The organism is Streptomyces sp. DH37, from assembly GCF_029813835.1.
In the GTDB taxonomy this organism is placed as follows: domain Bacteria; phylum Actinomycetota; class Actinomycetes; order Streptomycetales; family Streptomycetaceae; genus Streptomyces.
This window is the reverse complement of record NZ_JARVKV010000001.1, coordinates 21,894-43,850: the sequence shown is the minus strand read 5'-3', so window position 1 is coordinate 43,850 and position 21,957 is coordinate 21,894. Positions and strand designations below refer to the sequence as shown.

At 76.5% G+C, this 21,957-nt stretch carries 14 protein-coding genes and 1 pseudogene; 4 read left to right on the top strand and 11 right to left on the bottom strand.

Features of this window, described 5'->3' with window-relative positions:
- Nucleotides 1-237: 237 nt before the first annotated feature.
- The 3 genes and pseudogenes from QC029_RS00165 to QC029_RS00155 form a co-directional block, all read right to left on the bottom strand.
- A complete protein-coding gene (locus tag QC029_RS00165; protein ID WP_279553171.1) occupies nucleotides 238-1,221 on the bottom strand; it encodes an aldo/keto reductase in 984 nt (327 codons plus the stop codon).
- 173 nt (nucleotides 1,222-1,394) lie between these two features.
- Nucleotides 1,395-2,987: pseudogene (locus QC029_RS00160) on the bottom strand (MFS transporter).
- A 211-nt stretch (nucleotides 2,988-3,198) separates the two neighbouring features.
- Nucleotides 3,199-3,672, bottom strand: coding sequence for a MarR family winged helix-turn-helix transcriptional regulator (locus QC029_RS00155; RefSeq protein ID WP_279553170.1), 474 nt, complete (start codon nucleotides 3,670-3,672; stop codon nucleotides 3,199-3,201).
- A 129-nt stretch (nucleotides 3,673-3,801) separates the two neighbouring features.
- On the opposite strand from QC029_RS00155, the gene QC029_RS00150 reads away from it, so the two are divergent.
- On the top strand, nucleotides 3,802-4,788 hold the full coding sequence (locus QC029_RS00150) for a pyridoxal-phosphate dependent enzyme (RefSeq protein ID WP_279553169.1): 987 nt from the start codon (nucleotides 3,802-3,804) through the stop codon (nucleotides 4,786-4,788).
- Nucleotides 4,789-4,895: 107 nt separating this feature from the next.
- Nucleotides 4,896-5,717, top strand: coding sequence for an SAM-dependent methyltransferase (locus QC029_RS00145; protein WP_279553168.1), 822 nt, complete (start codon nucleotides 4,896-4,898; stop codon nucleotides 5,715-5,717).
- Between the two features lie 100 nt (nucleotides 5,718-5,817).
- Here QC029_RS00145 and QC029_RS00140 read toward each other — a convergent pair whose 3' ends face one another.
- Entirely contained in the window at nucleotides 5,818-6,450 is a 633-nt protein-coding gene (locus QC029_RS00140) for a TetR/AcrR family transcriptional regulator (RefSeq protein ID WP_279553167.1), read from the bottom strand.
- A 145-nt stretch (nucleotides 6,451-6,595) separates the two neighbouring features.
- On the opposite strand from QC029_RS00140, the gene abc-f reads away from it, so the two are divergent.
- Together abc-f and QC029_RS00130 are read left to right on the top strand one after the other, a co-directional pair.
- Nucleotides 6,596-8,230 (top strand): ribosomal protection-like ABC-F family protein, encoded by a 1,635-nt coding sequence (gene abc-f / locus QC029_RS00135; protein WP_279553166.1) that lies wholly within the window; start codon nucleotides 6,596-6,598, stop codon nucleotides 8,228-8,230.
- Between the two features lie 82 nt (nucleotides 8,231-8,312).
- Nucleotides 8,313-9,212, top strand: coding sequence for a virginiamycin B lyase (locus tag QC029_RS00130; protein WP_279553165.1), 900 nt, complete (start codon nucleotides 8,313-8,315; stop codon nucleotides 9,210-9,212).
- Nucleotides 9,213-9,330: 118 nt separating this feature from the next.
- On the opposite strand, the gene QC029_RS00125 is transcribed toward QC029_RS00130, so the two are convergent.
- The 7 genes from QC029_RS00125 to QC029_RS00095 form a co-directional block, all read right to left on the bottom strand.
- Nucleotides 9,331-10,212 carry a peptidoglycan-binding protein gene (locus QC029_RS00125; RefSeq protein WP_279553164.1) on the bottom strand — a complete coding sequence of 294 codons (882 nt, stop codon included), beginning with the start codon at nucleotides 10,210-10,212 and terminating at the stop codon, nucleotides 9,331-9,333.
- A gap of 64 nt (nucleotides 10,213-10,276) precedes the next feature.
- Nucleotides 10,277-11,857, bottom strand: coding sequence for a DUF6519 domain-containing protein (locus tag QC029_RS00120; RefSeq protein WP_279553163.1), 1,581 nt, complete (start codon nucleotides 11,855-11,857; stop codon nucleotides 10,277-10,279).
- Nucleotides 11,858-11,931: 74 nt separating this feature from the next.
- The gene (locus QC029_RS00115) at nucleotides 11,932-14,121 is read right to left on the bottom strand and encodes a hypothetical protein (protein WP_279553162.1); all 2,190 of its coding nucleotides are present in this window, start codon (nucleotides 14,119-14,121) and stop codon (nucleotides 11,932-11,934) included.
- A 55-nt stretch (nucleotides 14,122-14,176) separates the two neighbouring features.
- Nucleotides 14,177-17,977, bottom strand: coding sequence for a putative baseplate assembly protein (locus tag QC029_RS00110; RefSeq protein ID WP_279553161.1), 3,801 nt, complete (start codon nucleotides 17,975-17,977; stop codon nucleotides 14,177-14,179).
- A complete protein-coding gene (locus QC029_RS00105; protein WP_279553160.1) occupies nucleotides 17,974-21,246 on the bottom strand; it encodes a putative baseplate assembly protein in 3,273 nt (1,090 codons plus the stop codon). The genes QC029_RS00110 and QC029_RS00105 overlap by 4 nt, the downstream gene beginning before the upstream one ends.
- Nucleotides 21,243-21,626: a GPW/gp25 family protein gene (locus QC029_RS00100; RefSeq protein ID WP_279553343.1), complete on the bottom strand. Its 384-nt coding sequence runs from the start codon at nucleotides 21,624-21,626 to the stop codon at nucleotides 21,243-21,245. Before QC029_RS00100 ends, QC029_RS00105 begins: the two co-directional genes overlap by 4 nt.
- A complete protein-coding gene (locus QC029_RS00095; RefSeq protein WP_279553159.1) occupies nucleotides 21,623-21,946 on the bottom strand; it encodes a hypothetical protein in 324 nt (107 codons plus the stop codon). The genes QC029_RS00100 and QC029_RS00095 overlap by 4 nt, the downstream gene beginning before the upstream one ends.
- Nucleotides 21,947-21,957: the final 11 nt, after the last annotated feature.

Sequence of the window (21,957 nt, the reverse complement as noted above, 5' to 3'; positions counted from 1 at the left end):
CGTCCGGCGGGGCGGCCTGTCCTCCCCGGCCGCCCCGCCGGACGCGGCAGGACCGCGATGACGAAGCCCCGGGGCGAGCGCCCCGGGGCTGTCGGTCGGTCGTCTGTCAGCGCGCCGGGACACTCTCCGGCGTCGTCGTCATGCGGGCGCGCTCCATGTCCTCGACGCTAGCGGCCCGCCGGTCCGTGCGCGAGCCGTTTTCGGCGGGCGCCGGGGCCGCGCCGGGCGCGCGGCCCCTCAGCCGGACACCGGTGCGCGTTCGTCGAGGAGGCCCTGGTCGCGCAGGTCGGCCCAGAGGCCGTCGGGGACGTCCGCCTCGAACGCCTCGATGTCGCGGCGCACCTCCTCGGCCGAGCGCATGCCGAGCACGACGCCCGCGACGGCGGGGTGGCGCAGCGGGAACGCCACCGCCGCCTGCGGGAGCGTCACGCCGTGCGCCTCGCAGACGTCGGCGATGCGCTGCGCCCGCCGCAGCACCTCCGGCGGGGCCGGCGCGTACTCGTACCGCGCCCCCTCGGCCGGGCGCGGTACGGCGAGGATCCCGGAGTTGAACACCGAGGCGGCGATCACCGAGACGCCGCGCTCGGCGCACACGGGCAGGAGGTCGTCCAGGGCGCTATGGTCCAGCGGCGTGTAGCGGCCGGCCAGCATCACCACGTCGACGTCGGTCTCCCTCACGAGCCTGGTCAGCAGGCCGGTGTCGTGCATCCCCGCGCCGATGGCGCCCACCGCGCCCTGCGAGCGCAGTCCGTCGAGCGCCGGGTAGCCGTGGCGCAGGGCGTCCTCGAAGCCCTCCTCCGCGTCGTGGAGGAAGAGCACGTCGACGCGGTCGGCGCCCATGCGGGCGAGCGAGTCCTCGACGCTGCGCAGCACCCCGTCGCGGGAGAAGTCCCGCACCCGGCGGTGCGTGGCGGGCACCCGGAAGCTCTCGTCCGTGCGGCCCCGCGGATCCTGCGGGACCAGGATCCTGCCGACCTTGGTCGACAGCGTGAACTCCTCCCGCGGCCTGTGCCGCAGGAAGTCGCCGATGCGGCGCTCGGAGTGCCCGACGCCGTAGTGCGGGGCGGTGTCGAAGTAGCGGATCCCGCCGTCCCAGGCCGCCGCCAGCGCCCCGGCGGCGGTGTCGTCGTCCAGCGGCTCGAAGAGCCCGCCGAGCGGCCCGCCGCCGAAGCCCAGTTCCGTGATCTCCACCGTGCTGCGCCCGAGCCGGTTCGTCCTCATCCGCCGAGTCCTCCTCGTGTGCCGCACCGCCGGCCGCTGCCGCCGGCTTCCGTACGGGGGGAACAAGTCCCCGCGGACCGCGGCGGTCAATCGCGTGCGGACGGGCCCCCGGGGCGCGCGGACGGCCGGGTACGGCGGGGGACGGGGCGGGGCACCCCGTCCCCCGCCGGCCGTCAGTGGCCGGCGCCCCCGGGACCGCGCCGCAGGCCGACCGCGGCCAGGAGGGCGCCCGCGGCGCACAGCACGGCGGTGACGAGCACAGCCGCGTGCACACCGTTCATGAACGCGCTGCCGCTGCCCTCGACGACGGCGGCCCTCAGCTGGGCGGTCATGCCGTCCGAGACCGGCGCGACGCCCATGGCGACGGCGTCCGCGGCCTCCCCGAGGCCGCGGGCCGCGGCGGCCGGCACCCCGGCGCCGGTCAGCTCACCGGTGAGCGTGGCGCCCACCCGGGCGCTGATCAGGGAGACCAGCACGGAGGTGCCGAGCGCTCCGCCGATCTGCAGCGCCGTGGCCTGGAGACCGCCGGCCACGCCGCCGTCCCTCTTCGGCGCGTTGCCGACGATCGCGTCGGAGGAGGCGGACATCACCATGCCGACGCCCAGGCCGAGGGCGAGGAACGGCGGCCACATGGCGGCGTACGGGGAGTGCGCGTCCCACGTCAGCATCCAGACGGACGCGACGGCCTGGAGCAGCATGCCGACCGGCATGGACAGGCGCGGGCCGAACCGCTCGGTCAGCGCCGCGCCCATCGGGGAGGCGACCACGGTGGCCAGGCTCAGCGGCAGGGTGCGCACGCCCGCCTCGACGGGGGTGAGGCCGCGCACGTTCTGCAGGTACAGCATCAGGAAGAAGATCACCCCGAGCAGTACGAAGAAGTTGACCGCGGTGACGATCGTGCCGATGGTCAGCGCCGGGCTGCGGAACAGCCGCATCGGCAGCAGCGGGTGCGCGACGCGGGTCTCGTACCGGCAGAAGACCGCCAGGAGGGCGGCGCCCGCGGCCAGGGAGCCCAGCGTCCCCGCGGAGGTCTAGCCCCAGGTCTCGCCCTTGACCACGCCGAAGACCAGGGTCACCAGACCGAGCGCGAGCAGGACCACGCCGGGGACGTCGAAGCGGTGGTGGCCGGTGGAGTCCCTGCTCCGCGGCAGCACGAGCGCGCTGAAGGCGAGGGCGACGATGCCGATGGGGAGGTTGATGTAGAAGACCGACTCCCAGCCGACGTGCGCGACCAGCAGACCGCCGACGATCGGGCCGAGCGCGGTGGAGCAGGAGGCGACCATGGCCCAGACGCCCACCGCCGTGCCGAACCTCCCCGGCGGGAAGACCGCGCGGAGCAGGCCGAGCGTGTTGGGGATCAGCAGCGCGGCGAAGAGGCCCTGGGCCGCGCGGAAGGCGATGACGCCCTCGATCGACCCCGACAGGCCGATGGCGACCGAGGCGGCGGTGAATCCCGCGGTGCCGATCATGTAGTAGGTGTGCCGTCCGAAGCGGTCGCCGAGCTTGCCGCCCAGGATCAGGAGGGCGGCCATCGCGATGAGGTAGGCGTTGGTGACCCACTGCAGGCCGGCGGTGGAGACGTCGAGGTCCCGGCCGATCTCGGGGTTGGCGATCGCGACCACGGACGCGTCGAGATTGACCATGAAGAGACCGATCGCGACGGCGATCAGCGTCAGCCAGGGGTTGGAGCGCCGGCCCCGCGGTGCGTCCGGCGGGAGGCCCGCGGGCCGGGCGGGGTGTTCGGGGGCGGCAGAGGACACGGACATGCCTTGTCTGTGAAGGGGGCTTCGAAGCGGGGAGGACGGCCGGGTCCCGCGACGCGGCCGCGGGTGCGCGGCGGCGTACGGTCACGGCCGCGGGAACCGCCGCGGACCGGCGGACCGGTCCCCGCACACCCCTGCGGACGTGCGCGGACCGGGCCGCCGGCCGGACACCGGACGCCGGGTCGGTCGGCGGTGGGGTCAGTCGGCGGTGGGGTCAGTCGGCGGTGGGGCGGAGGTGCCGGATCAGTGAGGCCAGCGCGCCCAGGGCCGAACCGAGGGCGTCCAGTTCCCCGTCGGTGAGGGCGCGCAGGGCGCGCGCCACGTGGGCTTCCTTGAGCCGCCGTGCCTCGGCGAGCCGCTGCCGGGCGACGGCCGTCGGGTGCAGATGGGCGACCCGCTTGTCGGCGGCGTCCTGCCTGCGCTCCAGCAGCCCCAGCCCGGTGAGCTGCGAGACGAGGGCGCTGACGTTGTTCGGCTTCATCAGCAGCGCGTCGGCGGCCTCGCGGACCGTGATCCCCTCGCGCTCCTCGGTGAGCCACAGCAGCGCGAGCTGGCCCTCCGGAAGGCGGGGGTGCGGGAACTCCCGGTCCATCTGCCGCTCGAGAGCCCTGTTGAGCAGGGGCAGGCCGGCCACGAGCGCGGCGGCCGTGCGGTCGACGCCCTGCTCGGACGGGCTGGGGGCGGGCATGACGACAAGGTAGGTATCAAGGGATAGCTATGTCAAGATACCCATACCTGCCCGGCCCGCCCCGGCCGTGTGCCACCATGGCCCCACCGGAGCTCCGCGCACGGACGACAGGTCGGGGTGATCAGAAGGATGACGACACCGGACGGCGATCGGCGGCGGGCGGTCCTCGGCACCTGGCCGACGCCGCTCGAACCCGCGCCGCGCCTGGCCCGCGCGCTCGGGCTCGGGGCGGACGACCTGTGGATCAAGCGGGACGACCTCACCGGCCTGGGCGGCGGCGGCAACAAGGTGCGCAAACTCGAATGGCTCTGCGGGGCGGCCCTGGCCGACGGCGCCACGGTCCTGGTCACCACCGGCGCGCCGCAGAGCAACCACGCACGTCTGACGGCGGCCGCCGGGGCCCGGCTCGGCCTCGGCGTCGTCCTGGTGCTGGCCGGCCGCCCGGGGGCGTCCTCGTCCGGGAACCTCGCGCTCGACGGCCTCCTCGGCGCACGGGTCGTGTGGGCCGGTGACGCCGACGCGGCGGCGCTCGCCTCCGCCGCGCACGAGGTCGTCGAGCGGCTGAGCCGGCAGGGCGCCGTTCCGGCGCTGATCCCCTTCGGGGGTTCCAGCGCGCTCGGCGCCCGCGGCTACGCCGCGTGCGGGCGCGAACTCCTCGCCCAGGCACCGGACCTGGACACCGTCGTCACCGCCCTCGGCTCCGGGGGGACCATGGCGGGGCTCGTCGACTCGCTGGGGGCGCGGCGGGTCCTGGGCGTCCACGTCGGCGCCGTCGCCGATCCGGCCGCCGTCGTGTCCGGTCTGGTCTCCGAACTCTCCGGCTCGCCCTGCCCGCCGCAGACGCTGCGGCTGCGGCTGGACCAGGTGGGGGCCGGTTACGCCGCCCTGTCCGAGCCGGCCGCCTCCGCGCTCGTCCTGGCCGCGCGCACCGAGGGCCTCGTCCTCGATCCGGTCTACACCGGCCGAGCCCTGGCCGGTCTGGCGGCGGCCGTCGCGGACGGCGACGTCGTCCCCGGGCGGCGCACCGTCCTGCTGCACTCCGGCGGCCTGCCCGGCCTCTTCGGGCACGCGGCGGCGGTGGCCTCGGCGGAGGCCGGGCTGACCGCCGAGGACTGACCCGCCGGCGCGGAGCCCCGCCCGTCCCGGCGAACCCGCTGCCGGCGGGGGTCGGAGCGCGTAACTTGGCGGGAGCAAGCGCGCGCAGCACCGCAGGAGGGGCTCTCATGGCAAATGGAACGTCCACGTCCGACCGGGTGTCGTCCCGGATCGACACCACCGTCCCGCACTCGGCCCGGATGTGGGACTACTGGCTGGGCGGCAAGAACTACTACGAGGTGGACAGAGCCGCCGGTGACCAGGTGCGCAGGATCCACCCCGGCATCCTGGACTACGCCAGGGCCGACCGGGCGTTCCTGGGCCGCGCGGTGACCCACCTGGCCGGCGAGGCGGGTGTCCGTCAGTTCCTGGACATCGGCACCGGCCTGCCGACCAGTGAGAACACCCATGAGGTCGCCCAGCGCGTCGCGCCGGAGTCCCGGATCGTCTACACCGACAACGACCCCATCGTGCTGGCGCACGCCAGGGCCCTGCTCACCTCCACGCCCGAGGGCGTCACCGACTACCTCGACGCCGACCTGCACGACCCCGACGCCATCCTGCGGGAGGCGGCCAGGACGCTGGACTTCACCGAGCCGATCGCGGTCATGCTGCTGGGCATCGTGATGTTCGTCGAGGACACCGACCGGGCCCGCGCGATAGTGAGCCGACTCATGGACGCGGTCCCCTCCGGCAGCCACCTGGTGCTGTCGCACACCATCACCGCGCCGGGCCTGGACGACGTGGACGCGGCGGTCGAGTACTGGAACAGCGTCGGCACGCCGAAGCTCCACCAGCGCACACCCGAGGAGGTCGCACGGTTCTTCGACGGCCTGGAACTGCTGGAACCGGGTGTGGTGTCGTGCTCGCGGTGGCGGCCGGAGCCCTCTCCCACGGGCGAGCCGCCGCAGGAGGTGGCCTTCTGGTGCGGCGTGGGCCGCAAGCCCTGACCCTCGTCCGCCGCCGGGCGGCACCGGACGCCATGGGACGCCGCAGGACGTCATCAGGCACCGCGGGACGCCATGAGGCGCCATGGGACGCCGCAGGACGTCATCGGGCGCCGTCGGGCGGCGGCTCCGTGAAGGCTCCGGCCGAGGCGGCGAGCGCGGCGGCGCGGGCCGCCCGGCCGGGCAGCCGGGGGTCGGGCGGTGTGCGCAGCAGCACCAGCTGGTGGTAGAGCGGCGCGGTGGCGGCGACGAGCAAGGCGCGGGCGTCGGTGCCGGCCGGGATCTCCCCGCGCCGCACCGCGCGCTCGACGACCACCTCGCAGCGCGCGTACCGGTCCTCCCAGAAGCGCCGCAGGGCGTCGGCCGCCTCCGCCGAGCGGAACGAGGCGGCGATCAGGGCGGCGGTGACGGGCGGCCGCGCGGCCAGGGCCTCGTGGACCTCCTGGTTCAGCGCCGTCAGGTCGCCCGCCAGGTCGCCGGTGTCCCGCGGCCGCCAGGCGTCGTCGCCCGCCGCGTCGAGGACGTCGGCGAGCAGGCCGCCGACGTCCCGCCAGCGCCGGTAGACCGTCGTGCGGTGCACGCCCGCGCGGGCGGCCACGGCGTCGACGGCGAGCTCGTCGTAGCCGTGCTCCACGAGTTGGGCGCGGACGGCGTCGAGGACCTGCGCCCGTACGCGGGCGCTGCGGCCTCCCGGGCGGCGCGGCGGGTGCGCGGCGGCGGGATTCATCTCGGGCATCGGGTTGCCTCCGGGGACAGTGCCATGGCACCATGTTAACGCAACTGCTGTCGCATTAAGGAGTGGCCGATGCTCTTCCGAAGCGTTCACCCGGTCCCGCGGCCCCCGGTGGCCGCACCGCCCGCGAATGCTTCGGAGTGCCCGCATGCCCACACAGATCACCGCCCTCGCCGTCACCAAGTCGTACGACGGCCGGCTCGTCCTCGACTCGGTCACGTGCTCGCTCGCCGCGGGTGAGCGCACCGGGATCGTCGGCGAGAACGGCTCCGGCAAGACCACCCTGTTGCGCCTGCTGGCCGGCCGGGAGCGACCCGACCGGGGGGAGGTCGTCCTCCATGCCGAGGGCGGCGTCGGCTACCTCGCGCAGGACGAGCGGCTGCCGCCGGACCTGACCGTCCAGGGGGTCCTCGACCGCGCCCTGGGCGAACTGCGCTCGATCGAGGAGCGGCTGCGCCGTCTGGAGGCCGCGATGGCCGGCGGCGACGAGTCGCGGCTGGCCGAGTACGGGGAGCTGCTGACCGTCTTCGAACTCCGCGGCGGCTACGACGCCGACGCCCGGGTGGAGCGCGCCCTGCACGGCCTCGGCCTGGCGCGGCTGCGCCGCGACCGCCCGGTGGGCGGCCTCTCCGGTGGCGAACAGGTCCGGTTGCGCCTGGCGGCCGTCCTCGCGGCCGCGCCGGAGGTGCTGCTGCTGGACGAGCCGACCAACCACCTCGACGACGACGCGCTGACCTGGCTGGAGGAGCATCTGCGCACCCGGCGCGGCACGACCGTGGCGGTCTCTCACGACCGGGTCTTCCTGGAGCGCGTCACCACCGGCCTGCTGGAGGTGGACGCCGACCGCCGCACTGTGGCGCGGTACGGCGGCGGCTACGCGGGCCACCTCGCCGAGAAGGCGGCGGCCCGGCGGCGCTGGGCCCAGGAGCACGCGCGGTGGCGGGCGGAGGCGGACCGCCTGCGCGAGGCCGCCGCCACCACCGCCCGCCGGGTGGCGCCCGGCCGGGCGATGCGGGACGGCAACAAGATGGCGTACGACCGGGCGGCGGGCCGCGTGCAGCAGTCCCTCGCCGGCCGGGTGCGCAACGCGGAGGAGCGGCTGCGCCGCCTCCTGGCGGACCCGGTGCCGCCCCCGCCCGAGCCCCTGCGGTTCACCGCCGCCCCGCGCACCGGCCGGCCCGACGGGGAGCGTCCCCGGGGCGCCGTGCTCGACGCCGACGGCGTCACCGTGGCCGGCCGGCTCGGCCGCACGAGCCTGACCGTCGCGCCGGGCGAGCGACTGCTGGTCACCGGTCCCAACGGGGCGGGCAAGTCCACCCTGCTGCGCGTCCTGGCCGGTGAACTGCCGCCCGACGGCGGGCGGGTGACGCGCCGCGGCCGGATCGGTCACCTCCCCCAGGAGCCGGAGCCGGGGCGCCCCGGCGACACGCTGCTGGAGGCCTTCGCCCGCGGCCGGGCGGGCACGGCCGACGAGCACGCCGAACTGCTGCTCTCCCTGGGCCTGTTCGCGCCCGACCGGCTCTCCGTCCCGGTGGCGGGCCTGTCCACGGGGCAGCGGCAGCGCCTCGCCCTGGCGCGGCTGGTCACCGAGCCGGCCGACGTACTGCTGCTGGACGAGCCGACCAACCACCTCTCCCCCGCCCTCGTCGAGGAGGTGGAGGCCGCGCTGACCGGCTTCGACGGCGCGCTCGTCGTGGTCAGCCACGACCGCCTGCTGCGGCGGCGGTGGCGGGGCGAGCGCCTCGATCTGCGGGCGGCCCATTCGTCCGCCGCCGCGGGCTGACCCCGCCGCACCGGCCCGGAGCCCCTCCCACCCCCCGGGGCCGCACGGCCCCGCGTTCCCGTCGGAAAGGAACCGATCCGCCATGCCACGCCGTACCGCCTCCGTCGAACGCATACCCGTCTGCGGCCCCGGACCGGGCCCCTACGCCATCACCGCGGGGCCCGACGGCGCGCTGTGGTTCACGATGGTCCACTCCGGGGAGATCGCCCGTCTCGATCCCGGCGGCCGGCTCGACCGCCACCGGCTCGACTCCGCGTCCTGCGGGCCGTCGGTGATCACCCCGGGTCCCGACGGGGCCCTGTGGTTCACCCGCTACCGGGACCACCGGATCGGGCGGATCACCGTCTCCGGGGAGACGGCCTCGTACCCCGCCCCGACCCCCGGCAGCGGCCCGTTCGGGATCGCGTGCGGCTCCGACGGCGCGCTGTGGTTCACCCAGACGCGTACCGACCGGATCGGCCGCGTCACCGCCGACGGACGGATGACGGAGTTCCCGCTGCCGGTCGCCGGCGCCTTCCCCTCGGCCATCGCCGAGGGGCCGGACGGCGCGCTGTGGTTCACCCTCAACCAGGCGGACGCGGTCGGCCGGATCGGTACGGACGGGGAGGTGACGGTCCATCCCCTGCCCACCCCGCAGGCCGCGCCGGTGGGCATCGCGTGCGGCTCCGACGGCGCGCTGTGGTTCACCGAGATCGGTGCCGGGCGGATCGGGCGGATCACCGTGGACGGCCGTGTCGACGAGTTCCCCCTGCCGGACCCCGCATGCCGCCCCCACGCGATCACCGCCGGGGCGGACGGCCTGTGCTGGTTCACCGAATGGGGTGCGGGCCGCGTCGGTTCCGTCACCGCGGACGGCCGCGTCGAGGAGTACGACCTGCCGGTGGCCCCCTCCGAGCCGCACGGCCTCGCCGTCGGCCCCGACGGCGCCCTCTACGTGGCGCTGGAGGTCGGGGAGATCGCGCGGCTGGAGCTGGAGGTGTAGCGGTCCGCGGCCCGGCGGCGCCCCTCCGCGCCCTGCCCGTCCCCGCCCGCCGGCCCCGGACGGCGCCTCCGCGGACGCGCCGTCCGGGGCCGCGGCCCGTGCCGCACCGCGCCGCGCCTCAGACCTTGGGGACGCGCAGCCTCTTCCAGCTGGCGGGACCGGGGACGCCGTCCGCGCCCTTGCCGGAGAAGCCCAGTTTGCGCTGCCAGGCGGCGTAGGACCTCCGGTCGGCCTCGGTCCACTCGGGACCGGGGCCGACCTCGTAGCGCCCGCAGTCCTCGGCCACGAGCCGCTTCCCCATCGCCGTGACGATCCCGCTCCGGCGGCCGGGCCGGAAGAAGCCCGCTCCGGGGAACGGCTCGTACCGGGCGGGGGGCCTGGGCGCCGGCTCGGTGGGGCCGTCCGGCTTCCTGCCCAGGCGGCCGGCGATCCGGCCGCGCAGGGTGTCCATCGAGAAGCCGCGCGGGTCGACCTTGCCGGGCTGCCACTCCCGGTGGCCGATCACGGACTTCTCGTTCCAGCCGTGCGCCCGGCAGACGGCGGCCGACGCCTTCTCGATCGCCAGCTTCTGCGCCTCGGGCCACGGGTCCCTCCCGTCGCCGAGGTTGACGCACTCGAAGCCGTAGAAGTGGCGGTTGCCGTCGGTGTCGGCCTCGTTGTCGTCGGGCAGCGACCGCTCGGCGACGACGGCTCTGAGGACGTCGCCGTCGCCCATGCCGGCGTGGTTGGCGCGGCCGTTGCCGACCATGTGCACCACGCCCTCCTTGTCGATGACGCCGTGGCACAGCGGGCCCGGCAGCGTCGAGTGCCCCTCGTAGCACAGCTCGACGGTGTGGCCGGTGCCCCGGGTGACGGTGTGGTGGATCATGACGCCGTTCACCGGGCCCCAGGGCCCCTTGTGGTTGCGGTTGTGCGTGCGCCAGCTGCGGTACTCGCGGACCTCCAATCCCTCGTCCCGCAGCGCCTTGACCAGTCGGGAGGCGCTCAGGGGTGTGGCCATGCGTCACTCGCTCCTCTCGGGTGTGCTCGGTGCCGTGTCCGTGCCGGGTGTGCTCCCGTGCGCGTCATGCCCGCGGCTCGGCCGGGTCCGTCCCGCTCCCGGACTCCTCCCGCGCGGCCGGTTCCCGCGCCTCGGCCTCCGCCCGCGCCTCGGCCGCCCGTTCCTCCTCGGTCGCCGAGGGCACGGGCACGGCCAGCGGCCCGAAGGACATCCGCAGGTCGGAGACGCCGTGCTCGCCCATCACCCAGGCCAGCGGCGCGTGGTGCACCCGGATGCCGGCGGGCGCCCGCAGCAGCGGCCTGCGGGCCGCGTTCACCGGCCACTCCACCGCCCCGGTGGCGGTACGGGCCGGGATCAGCCAGTGGTCGCCGGGCCGGTACGTGCCGCCCGGCTCGAAGTACACCTCGACGCCGTCCTCCAGCGGCAGCCACCGGCCCTCCTCGATCCGGACCGCCCCGCCCCTCAGCCGCTCCCGCGCGCCGTGCCCGTCGCGCCGCGGCGCCTCGTGGTGGTCCCAGCGGCGCAGGTACGGATGCAGTTCGGGACGCCGGCCGACACCGCTCCCCGGCTCGCCCGACAGCCTCACGCGCCTCCCCGGCAGGTCCACCTCCTCCACCCGCAGCAGCGGCAGCGGCTCGCCGCGGCCGACGTAGGCGGTGTCGGCGAACTCCACCCGGTCGCCGACGTTCAGGTCCAGCCTGCCGTCGCCGCCGAGCGCGGCCAGTTCCGCCCAGGTGCCGTCGAGGCCGTCGACGGGGAAGACCACCGAGCCGTTCTCCCTCGACCACTTCAGGGTCGCCTCACCCGCCGCGCCGCCCTCGTGGACCTCCACCCGGTAGAGCTGGTTCTCCGGGCCGCGGTAGCGGGCGTCGGGCCGGACCGTGCACGGGTCCTCGTCGGCGCGGTCGGGACGCCGGCTGCGCGCCGCCATGCGGGACTTCGGCACGGACCGCTCGTCGGCCCACTCGTGGAAGGCGGCGCGCAGGATGTCCTTGCGAGTCTCGCCCTCCTCCACCGCCAGCTCGGAGCCGGGCAGCGCCAGCACCTGCCAGACCACCTTCACGCGGGCGGCGGTGTCCGCGGCCGGGCCGAGCGCCACCTCGCGCAGCGCCGGGTCCTCCGCCGCGGTCACCGAGCGCTCCCAGACCTTCAGGTAGGCCAGGTAGGGGAAGGCGGTGGGCAGCCGGTCCTCCGGCCGCTCGGGGTCGCGGTGGGCGTCGGGCTGGTCCCAGTACGTCCAGTGGGCGGGCGTCCCGTCCGCGCCGCCGGCCCTGTCCCCACCGCCGGCCCCGCCGCCATGGTCGCCGTGGTCGTCACTGCGGTCGCCGCCGTCGTCGCCGACGGCCTCGCCCGGAGCGGGCCGGTACGCGTCGCACAGGATGCCGTCGACGTAGTAGCGGCCGCCGCCGATCGTCAGGTCGTCCGGTTCGTGGCCGCGGGTCTCGAGCCCGACGGCGAAACCGGTGGCGCCGGCGGGCCCGCCGTGGCGGCCGATCAGGTCGGCGGCGATGGTGCGGGCCTGGTACAGCTGGATCGCCGTCTGCTCGTTGGCGTCCGCGTCGAGCTGGACGCGGCCCTGCTGGGCGAGCACCGCCGAGTAGTGCCGCTCCGGCCGGAAGGTGGTGCGGGAGAGGTCAGCGTGCATGGAAGGGGTCCCCCTCGGAAGGTTTTCCGTACGTCTGCGAGGTCTGCGGGTGCGGACTCCGGGCCGCCCGGTCGTCAGGTCACGAAGAGGACCCCCGCGTCGGTGCCGGCGGGCGTGTACTCGGCGAGGCGGGCGCGCAGGCTGTCCTCGCGCTGCGGCAGGTACAGGTCGTGGAAGGCGCCCATCGACGCGCCGTCCTCCGCGCCCCGGGCGATCTCCTCGGCGCAGCCGTCGGCCAGTTGCGCGTAGGCGGGCGTGCCGTAGCGCTCGCTCGCGAACAGCGGACGCACCCGCCCGGCCTCCTCCGGCCCCGCCTGGTCGGGCGGGCAGTGGTACCGGCGCGGCGTCCGCGAGCCCGGCGGCACGTACGAGAAGCGCAGGCAGCCGGTGCCGCGCCGGGCCACGTGCATCCGCCCGGTGAACACGCTGTTCTCGCCGATGGCGACGGCGTGGGCATACACCTCGCCGATGACCGTGGTGCGGTGCGCGTGCAGGACGGCGTGCGCGTGGCGGCAGTCGGGCGCGGACAGCGCCTCACGGTCGTGGCCGGTGGCGTCCAGGACGCTGTCGCGGATGTGGACGTCCAGCGGTTCGGTGCCCGCCTCGTCGCCGATGACCTGGACGGTGCCCAGGATGCTCCGCTCGATCCGCACGCACGCGGTGGTGCGTTCCAGGACCAGACTCGGCTCCTCCGGCGACCGCGGCTCGCACCGCGGCTCCAGCGACCAGCCCGGCACCAGGGTGCAGTGCCGGACGGCGACCGAGCCGACCGGCCCGGTGACGTTCAGGCCGCGTCCGCAGACCAGCAGTCCGTCCAGCGTGATGTGCGGCGCCGGCCGGCCGGGCGCGCAGTCCTCCCCGGCGCGGATGGTGAGCGCGTCCGGCCGGTTGCCGTACCAGTCCAGCAGGCGGATCACCGGACGCGTCCCCTCGGCGGCGCGCAGCTGGAGCCGGTCGCCGGGGCCGAGTTCGAAGTCCAGCTGCTCCTGGTAGGCGCCGCTGTGGGTGATCTCGATGACGCCCTCGGGGCCGCAGCGCCCGGCCCGCCGGTCCTCGCGCCACCGCGCGTACGCGTCCGTGATCCGCTGGTGGGCGCACCCGGGGCCGACCCGGTAGACCGTGGCGGCGTCGGGGGTGACGCGGTCCTCGCGCGCGTACTCGCCGCCGCCGGTGTCGTCGGGGAAGGCGTGGTGGTAGTCGACCCAGACGCCCCGGCGCGGAGCGGAGCGGGAGCCGAAGGCGATCCGGCCGAGCACCGGGTCGACCGCGACCTGGCCGCGCCGCGGACGGTAGCGCCAGTCGGTGAGGTCCGCGACGACGATGTCCGACGGCGGCACCGGCTCCCGGTCGCCGTCCCGCCGGATCACGAAGGACCTGCCCGGCCCGTAGTAGTCCGCGAGCCGGTCGCTCGCCTGCCGGCGGCGGATGTACGCGGGGACGTTGTCGATCGCGGCGACGTGAGTGGCCGACGGCTCCGGCTCGGGGCGGGTCACCAGCGGGGTGTCGTTGCCGAGGATGGAGAAGGTGTAGAGGCTGCGGGCCCGGTCGACGCAGTAGGCGGGCGCGTTCGTCACCGGGTACGGCTTGAGCCGCCACACGAACAGGCCGACCCCGGCCGGGGTGTGGCCGCCGGGTGTACGGCGCGAGCCCGCACGCCGTACGTCGGCCGAGCGCGCCGTCGTGGCGAAGGGTCCGCCCGCCAGGTCCAGCGTCGCCCCGTCGCGCAGATCGGCCAGCCGGCCGCGCGCGAGCCGCCGCTCGTCCACCGCCCCGGTGCCCGACCCGTGGAGCCTCACCGGCTGGTGGTGGGCCACCAGCCGGGAGAACTCCACCACCCGCGCGGGCAGGCCCGCCACCGACTCCGCCAGCTCCTCCAGCAGGTGGGGGGTGCCCTTGCGGCGCCGGTTGGCGACCGTGGCCGCCACGTCCCGGCGCGGCGCGAGCGCCCGTGCCAGCCGCCGCCGGGAGACGTCGGCCGGGCTGCCGTCCCGCAGGCCGGCGGTCGGCACCCGCTCGTAACCGGGCAGCGGCCGGTAGCCCACCAGGTCCCCGAGGTAGGGCAGCACCCAGTCGGCGGCGGTCTCCACGAACCAGTCGTCGTACTGCCGCTCGACCCCGGTGCGCACGAGGTCGACCTGCTCGGCGATCACGGCGAGCAGCGCGCGCAGGGGCTCGTCCTCCGCGCCCCGCTTGCCGCGCCCGCCGTCCCGCAGCCTGTGCCACCGCGGCAGCAGTTCCGCGAGTCCGTCCGGCTCCCTGCTCATGGCCGTGTCCTTCCGTCGCTCGTCGGGCCCGTCGGGTCCGTCCGGTTCAGCGGGCTCACCGGGGGGCCTCCGTGAGGATCAGCGTGTCCGCCGCCCCGGGCGAGAACAGCGCGAGCTGCGCCGGCCGGATGCCGCGGAAGACGTACACCGAGCGGCCCCTGGGGAGCGGCCGGGTGTCGGTGACGTCGGGGTTGAGCCGCAGCAGTTCGGCGAGCGTGACGCCGTGGCGGCCGGCGATGTCGCCGAGCGTCTCGCCGCCCTCGGCGGTGACGGTGTGGACGCGCTCGTCGTACCGGGCGAGCCGGGCCGGCACGACCGCCCGCGGCCCGTCCCCCGGGGGCACCGGTCCGTACGGGACGGCGGACGCGGGCACGCCCGTGAAGACGTCCACGTCCACGTGGTCGACGCCGGGCACCGAGTGGGCCGTCGCCAGGACCTCCGACAGCCGCGCGGGCTGCCCCAGCTCCCGCCCCGCGAAGCCCATCTCGCGCAGCAGCGCCTGCCGCAGCCGGGGCTCGACGACGGCCCAGGAGTGGTCGGGCGCCACCGTCACCCGGGCCGCCAGGAGCAGCAGGACCGGCTCGCGCACGTCCACGAGCACCGGCAGCCGGGGGTCGCCGTGGGCGGCGAGGGAGGCTCGCAGGGCGCGGAGGACGTCGGCGTCCGCGCCGATCGGCGCGTCGTCCGCCCCGGCGACCGTCACGTGCAGCACCTGCCGCCGCCCGTCGGACACCTCGCGCGCGGAGGCCCGGCCGATGCCCGCCCGGCAGCGGGTGAAGTCCTCGTAGTCCCGGACGGAGACCAGCCGGTCCAGCGCGGAGACGGCGAGCGGGACGGTGCGGCGGGTCAGCTCCGGCCCGTCGGCCCGCGCGCCGCCGGTCGCGGGCAGCGGGTTGGTGACGGCGGTGACGCCCAGCGGCCGGGAGACGGCCTGGGTGATGCGGCCCGCCGCGACGTTGGCGGCGCCGCCGGTGCCGAAGCGGTAGCGGGCGCGCACGTTCTCGTGCCCGGTGGGCAGCCGCGCGCCGTGCACGCCGTCGCCGAAGGTGACGGTGGTGCGGCCGTCGGCGTCGGTGCCGACGACGTACACCCGCTCCAGGGGCCCGCGCCCGGCGAGGCTGTCGACGGGGTGCCACAGCAGCCCGTCGACGCGTACCTCCAGGGCGGGCCGGGCTCCCGGGGCGCTGTCCGCGGGCAGCCAGGTCAGCGGCGCGTTCCAGAGCGCGAACGTCTGGCCGGCCCGGCCGGCGTCCCCGCTGCCGATCGCCTCGTCGCGGGTCTCGCCGTGCGTCGCGGGCACCACGTTGCCGTGGATCACCAGCGTCTCGCGCCGGTAGCGGTGCGCCAGGTCGGCGGTGAGGGTGAGCACGGTGTGGACGTGGTCGCCGGGCAGTTCCGGGTCGACCCGCTGCTCGACGGCGGCGACCCGCGCGAGTTCAGTGCCGCGCACCCCGGAGACCCCCGGGACGTCGGTGCGCTCCCCGGAGAGGACCAGCGTCCGGCCGGGCGGCAGCCCGTCGTGGAGCTCGGCCAGTTCGATCTCGTTGCCGCCCACGTCGTCGCCCAGCGGCTCGTCGGCGGGGCGCAGGGGCTCGCCCGCCGCGTGCACGGTGGTGTCCCGGATGTGGGACAGCAGCACGTCGTGCTCGTCCAGCCAGGGGTCGGCGAGGGTCAGCTCGGTGCCCCGGCCGGTGATCCCGTAGCGGGTGTGGGAGCCGGTGCGCACGCCGGTGACACGGGTGGTGACGAGCGAGAGCGCCGGGTCCCCGGGGACGCCGCCCGGGGCGCCCTTGCGGGGCCGTTCGATCACGACCCAGCTGCCGGGGGTGATCCTCTCGTGCACGGTGTCCAGGGCGAGGACGTCGCGGTGGACGGCCCCGGGGACGGTGGCGACGCCGATCTCGACGTTGGCCGGCTCGCCGCCGGTCCGGTAGGCGACGGTCAGCTCGTACCTCCCGTACGCGGCCCGCTCCCGCCTGCCCGGGGCCAGGTGCCACTGCAGCGGCGGTTCGCCGTTCCTTGTGGCGACCTGCACCCGCGCGTCCGCTCCGGGCCGGGAGACGAACAGCGTCAGCTCCGGCAGCCCGCCGGTCAGTTCGGCCGTGACGCCCGGTTCCCGGGAGTCGATCGGCCGCCTCCGCAGCCGGCTCGGGTCGCTGTCCTGACCGGTGCGGGTGGACAGCCCGACCTCGCCGGGGCCGAACGCGAACCGGACGTCGACGGGGAGGTTCTCGGTGCGCTGCACCGACCCGGTCGCCTCGGCGTGCACGAACTCCGCCCTCACCGGCACCTTCCCGGCCGTGTCGAACACGACCCGCACGGTGGTCAGCGCGTTGCCCGTGAGCGGCCAGTCGGACTGCCGGACCACCCGGCCGCGCTCGTCCTGCACCGGCTTGAGCGGCGCCGTCGAGCCGAAGGGCGCGGCCGTCACCCGCATCGCCAGCAGGTCGGTGAGGACCGGGGAGGCCGGGGGGACGGCCGGTACGGCGCGGCGCCAGGCCGTGTGGAGCTCGCCGGACAGCGCCGGGTCGAGCGCCGCCGCCAGCCGTGCGCCGAGGCCGGAGTCCGGGCCGAACAGCCGTGCCGGGTCGGGCGGTACGGCACCGGCCGCGGGCGGGCGGCGCGCTCCCCCGGCTCCCCCCGCCCGCAGCGCGGGCAGCAGCGCGCCGAGCGTACGGGCCGCCGCGCCGCCCGGCTCCGCGTCCCCGCCGCGGACGGCCGCCGGGGCCCGGGCGCCGTCCGGCCGCAGCGGATCCAGCTCCGCCGCCCTCTCCCGCAGGTCGACGAGGACGGCGGCCAGCCGCTCGAACCAGGCGGCGGCCCCCTCGTACGGCTCGGCCAGCGCCCGCGCCTCCTCCAGCCGCTCGAGGGGCTCCTCCAGCCGCCGCGCGAACCGCGCGGGTGTGTCCAGCAGATCGAGGTCCGCCCGCAGCCGGGCGAGCACCTGCTCGTCGAACTCCTCGACCAGGCGGCTGCCCGCCGGCCTCGGATGGGGGCCCCCGGCCGCCGGTGTGATCCACCGCTGGAGTTCCCCGACCAGCTCGGCCAGGGTCGGGGGCGGTGAGACGGGCAGGCCGAGGGCGGTGCTGTCGTCGTCCCGGTCGATGCGCACGCGCGTCACCGGCAGCAGCAGCCGCTGCCCGGGGCCGTCGGGGCCGTCGGGGCCGAAGACGAACAGCAGGCGGTCGCCGGCCGAGAGGGCGTTCGCGGTGCCGGCGACGTGGATCTCCGAGCGCTCGCTCAGGTCCCCGGGCGTCAGCGGGGCCGGGCGGCGGCGCCGCACCTTCAGCTCGTTCCACGACCAGCGGGCCGTCAGGTCCTCGGACGTCTCGAACGTCTGCGCCTCCTCCCGGGAGGAGGCGGGCACGCTGTGGCTGCGCGAGCCGCGCGGGATCAGCACGGGGACGTCCTCACGGCTGCGCGGGTCCCGGTCCACCGTGTAGGCCAGGTGGGTGCCGGCGGCGATCCCGGGGCGCGGCCGGTGCCCGACCAGCCGGCCCAGCCGTACCAGCGAGCGGTGGTCGTCGGCGGTGCGCAGGTAGCCCTCGTCGGCGATCCGCTCGGAGTGGAAGGTCAGCAGGTCGCCGAGGACCGCCCAGGCGTCCAGCAGCGCGATCGCCGGATCGTCGGGGGTGCGGACCGTCAGCCGGCGCAGGGCGGGATGGGCGGGCGAGGCCAGCCGGTCGAGCATGGCCGCCAGGAAGGAGCCGTACTCGCCCACCCGGTAGTCCAGCGCGGTGCGGCCCGGCGGGTTGTGGAGGGCCCGCGGCGCGCGGCGCTCGTCGTGGGCGCCACCGCAGCCGCCACCGCAGCCGCGTCCGCGGGAGCAGCCGCCGTCGCGGCGCTCGCCGGTCATCGCGCGCCTCCCGGCCTCAGCGTGAGCCGACCGTTCTCGGGCCGCTCCGGGTCGTTGTCGCATCGGGCGATCTCCAGCGGGGCGAGCCGCAGCACACCGTCCTCCAGTGCCGAGTCGTCGATCGGGTCCGGGTCGTTGGTGGAGGCGTCCGCGAACAGCCGTCGCAGCCTGGTGACGCGTACGCCCTCCACGCCCGGCACGGCCGCGGCGGCGGCCACCAGGCGGCTGAGCCGCACCGGTTCGCCGAAGCCGAGCGCGTCCGGGTGGAAGAAGCCGAGCCGGCCGCCGGGCAGCCGGCGGTTGCCGAGCACCCGGCGCAGTTCGGCCAGGACCCGGCCCCTCGGATGGCCGGGCGCCGCGCACACCTCCACCTCCACGTCCAGGGGCACCGGCCGCGCGGGCCGCACCACCAGGTCGTGGCCGATGAGCCGGTAGGCCTCCAGCGCCTGCGCCACCGCGTCGAGCAGTTCGGCGGGGACCCGTCCGGTCCCGTCGGCGTCGACCGCGACGTGTACCTCCCGGACGCTTCCCGTCCAGCGGATCTCGGCCGCCGCGCGCCGTACGCCGGGCAGGGCGGAGGCCAGTTCCGCGTAGTCCCCGGCGGTGACGGCGCGCAGCCGCGTCCGCCCGGGGGCCGACGGCGCGAGGCGGCGCACCTGCTCGACGGGCTCCGGCCCGGTGCCGCCGGCGGCCGGAAGCGGGTTGCGCACCCCGGCCACGGGCATCGGCTCGCCCGCCTCGGCGTCGTACTCCTCCCGGCACAGCACCAGGTGGTTGACGGCCTCGGCGCCGACGTTGCCGGCCGTACCGCCGCCCAGCCGGTAGTGGACGGCCAGGACGGAGCCGGGTTCGGGCCGGGCGCCGTGCAGGCCGTCGCCGAAGCGCAGCGCGAGCCGTCCGTCGTCCTCCAGTTCGCCGGTGAAGTGGCGGTCGCGGGGGCCGCTGTCGAGGAGGTCGCGGCGCGGCTCCCACACGGCCTCCCCGTCCTCCCCGTCCTCCCTGTCCTCCCCGCCGCCTCCGTCCCTCGTGCCGCCGGTCAGCCGTACGGCCGGGAGCGCCGCGCGCGGGTCGGGGACGAGCGCGGCGGCGGGCCCGGACAGCTCGGGTTCGTCCGGGTGCAGCCCGGCCGCGTACGGCGGACCCCAGGTGTGCGCGATCTCCCAGGCGGTCCGCCCGTCCAGGACGCGCCCGGCGCGGGCCCGCGCCGTCAGCACCTCCAGCCGGCGGAGCTTCGCCGCCAGCAGTCGGTCGCCGCGGTGCAGCAGTTCGCGCAGGGCGGGCACCGGGCGGCGCCGCAGCTCCAGCCGTTCCAGCGTCTCCAGCCCGAACAGCACGGCCAGTTCGGCGATCTCCCGGTCGTCCAGCCCGTCGCGGTCGCGGGCGCTGCGCCACAGCTCCACCAGCCGCTGCCGCACCCGTCCGGGGACGGCGGCCAGCCGCTCGGCCTGCCCTGCCGAGACATGGCGCGGCTCGGGGAACGGCACGGTCTGGGCGACGGGGAAGCGGTGCAGCCGCGGGCGGAAGCGCGGGGCGATGCCGGGGTAGACGGACTGGGCGAGCAGCGTCTCCAGGGCGGCGGCCTGCTCGTGGGCCGTGCCGGGCACCGCCCTCTCCTGCTTCCTGCCGACCGTCTCGAGGCCGATCCCGGCGCGCCGTACCGCCTCCTCGCCGACGACCTCGAACAGCCCGCGCACCTGCGCCGGTGTCAGCAGCAGCCCGTGGCGCGCCTGTTCGAGCCGGTCCAGGATCAGCCTGCCGGGCCGGTTGCCCGTGTCCGCGGGGGTCCCGCAGCCGGACGCGGGCGGGTCGCAGGACGGGACGACGGCGGGCGCCGGCGGCACGGTCAGGCGCTCGGGGACGCGTCCGCGGAAGGTGAGGGAGCGGCCGTGGTCGGCGAGGGCCACGTTGCCGCGCGCCACGGTGACGTCCTCGACCGGCTCGCAGTCCCGGCCGGCGGGCGCGGTCAGGCACAGCGGGAAGGCGAGCGCGTCCCCGCGGGCCCAGGTGACCTCCAGCACCGGCTGGTCGTACAGCCGGTCGACGGCCGGGGTGACGGAGGTCAGGCGTACGGCCTGCCGGCGGGCGGGGTCGGCGTCGCCGGGCGTGCCCGAGCGGGAGCCCCTGACCTCCTCCAGCACCAGCAGGTCGCCGGGCCGCAGGTCCAGCCGCCGCTCCTCGCACCCCTCGTCGGCCCACTCGTCGCGCAGGGTGGCGGACGTGGCCCCCCGGGGCAGCGCGCACTGCTCCCCGCCCCAGGTCCAGAAGCGGATGGCGTTGTGCTCGGGCCGCAGCCGCAGCGGCGCGTCGGTGACCGGTTCGAAGACCTCCACCGAGCCGCGCTCCTCCAGCACCGCCAGGTCGCCGTCGTCGATGACCGTGCCGGTGCGCGGCCGGTCGCGCGGGCCGAGGGCGCGCACGTCGACGGCGGCGAAGCGGTACGTCCCGGCGAGCAGCGTCAGCGGCCGGGCCACCTCGACGGCGACCAGCACGCGGGCGCTGCAGCCGTCGTGCATGGGGTAGTCGACGAGCCGTGCGTGGCGGCGCACCGAGACGCGGCGGCGTGCGGTGTCGAGGTACGCCTCGGTGGCGACCGCGTCCTGCTGGTGGCTGATCCGGTCGGCGGTGTACGCCAGCAGCTCGACCAGGGTGGTGCCCAGGTCGGCCGGGTTGCGTTCGATCCAGTCGGGCGCCGTCAGGGCCAGCCGGTCCATGACGAGCCGGCGCAGGGTGTCGTGGTCGCGGGCGGTGTAGTCGATGACGGGGGCGGGCCGGAAGGCTCCGGGCGGCTCCGCTTCCCCGCCGTCCGCGCCGTCTCCGCCGTCTCCGCCGTCCGTGTCCAGGCAGTCGAAGGGCGAGGGGCGGTCGGACGGGAACGAGAACCCGGCCGAGTGGTAGCGCTGGTCGAAGCCGGGGAACGGCTCGGTGCCGGGGCGGCCGTACGGGTCGGCGCCGACGACCGCCAGCCGGTAGCGGCCGGTGCCGCCGGTCCGGTCCAGGGTGACGTACAGCCTGTCGTCGAGTTCCGGGTCCTCCTCGCGCTCGACCTCCACGGCGACGGCCTCGATCCGGGGACCGGGGGAACGGCGGCCGCCGTCGATGCGGATGTTCTCCGGGCACAGGCCGTGCGGGGCCTTGCCGAGGAAGGTGACGGTGAGGGTGAGCCCGTCGTCGCCCACCTCGACCGCGTCCACGCCGTTCAGCCGTGCCGCCCGCACCCTGCCGCGCCTGCCGGCCCGGCGCGGGGCCGTCGTGTCCGTACCGCCGCTCATGCCGCGCCCCTCCCCTCGAAGACCTCGTCGCGCCTGCTGCCGGTGGCGCGCACCGCGTAGCGCAGCCGGACGCGGACGACGTTCTCCTCGCTCGCCACGTCCAGGTCCTCCACGGCGATCAGTTCGCCCAGCCACCGCTGGAGCGACGCCTGCACCGACAGCTCCAGCGCGGAGGCCAGCTCCGGACTGTCGGGGGCGAACACCAGGTCCAGCAGCCCGCAGCCGAAGTCGGGGCGCATCACGCGCTCGCCGGGGCCGGTGAACAGCAGCTGCTCGATCAGGTCGCGGACGTGCTCGTCGTACGCCGCGTGCGCCGTCCGGCCGCTCCGGCCGACGCGGAACGGGAAGGCGATGTCCCTGCGTACCGCCCGTGCCCTCATCCGCACACCACCCCCTCCTCCGTCGTGGAGGCGACGACCGGCGCCCCCTGCGGTACGAGCCGTGCGGTGAGGCACGTCCCCGGCGCGTTCTCCGGCAGCAGCGGCGAGCCGTCGACGAGCACCCCGCCGGACGCGGGCGTCCAGCGGACGGTGGCGCACGGCGCCGGGACCCCGTCGACGGTGTGGCGGCAGCCGGTGACGGCGTGGACGAGCGCGCCGGTGGCGACCGGCCGGCCGTCGACCAGCACCCCCCGCGCGTCGGCGCCCGCGGCGCCCGCCAGGCCGCCGTGCGGGCAGCCGACCACGGTGCCGGTGTGCATGACTTTTCCGG

Coding starts and splice junctions, on each gene's coding strand:
- QC029_RS00140 (WP_279553167.1), bottom strand. CDS start 6,450: ATGCCCGAGATGAATCCCGCCGCCGCGCACCCGCCGCGCCGCCCGGGA.
- QC029_RS00095 (WP_279553159.1), bottom strand. CDS start 21,946: ATGCACACCGGCACCGTGGTCGGCTGCCCGCACGGCGGCCTGGCGGGC.
- QC029_RS00120 (WP_279553163.1), bottom strand. CDS start 11,857: ATGCACGCTGACCTCTCCCGCACCACCTTCCGGCCGGAGCGGCACTAC.
- QC029_RS00145 (WP_279553168.1), top strand. CDS start 4,896: ATGGCAAATGGAACGTCCACGTCCGACCGGGTGTCGTCCCGGATCGAC.
- QC029_RS00165 (WP_279553171.1), bottom strand. CDS start 1,221: ATGAGGACGAACCGGCTCGGGCGCAGCACGGTGGAGATCACGGAACTG.
- QC029_RS00100 (WP_279553343.1), bottom strand. CDS start 21,626: ATGAGGGCACGGGCGGTACGCAGGGACATCGCCTTCCCGTTCCGCGTC.
- QC029_RS00115 (WP_279553162.1), bottom strand. CDS start 14,121: ATGAGCAGGGAGCCGGACGGACTCGCGGAACTGCTGCCGCGGTGGCAC.
- abc-f (WP_279553166.1), top strand. CDS start 6,596: ATGCCCACACAGATCACCGCCCTCGCCGTCACCAAGTCGTACGACGGC.
- QC029_RS00125 (WP_279553164.1), bottom strand. CDS start 10,212: ATGGCCACACCCCTGAGCGCCTCCCGACTGGTCAAGGCGCTGCGGGAC.
- QC029_RS00130 (WP_279553165.1), top strand. CDS start 8,313: ATGCCACGCCGTACCGCCTCCGTCGAACGCATACCCGTCTGCGGCCCC.
- QC029_RS00110 (WP_279553161.1), bottom strand. CDS start 17,977: ATGACCGGCGAGCGCCGCGACGGCGGCTGCTCCCGCGGACGCGGCTGC.
- QC029_RS00150 (WP_279553169.1), top strand. CDS start 3,802: ATGACGACACCGGACGGCGATCGGCGGCGGGCGGTCCTCGGCACCTGG.
- QC029_RS00105 (WP_279553160.1), bottom strand. CDS start 21,246: ATGAGCGGCGGTACGGACACGACGGCCCCGCGCCGGGCCGGCAGGCGC.
- QC029_RS00155 (WP_279553170.1), bottom strand. CDS start 3,672: ATGCCCGCCCCCAGCCCGTCCGAGCAGGGCGTCGACCGCACGGCCGCC.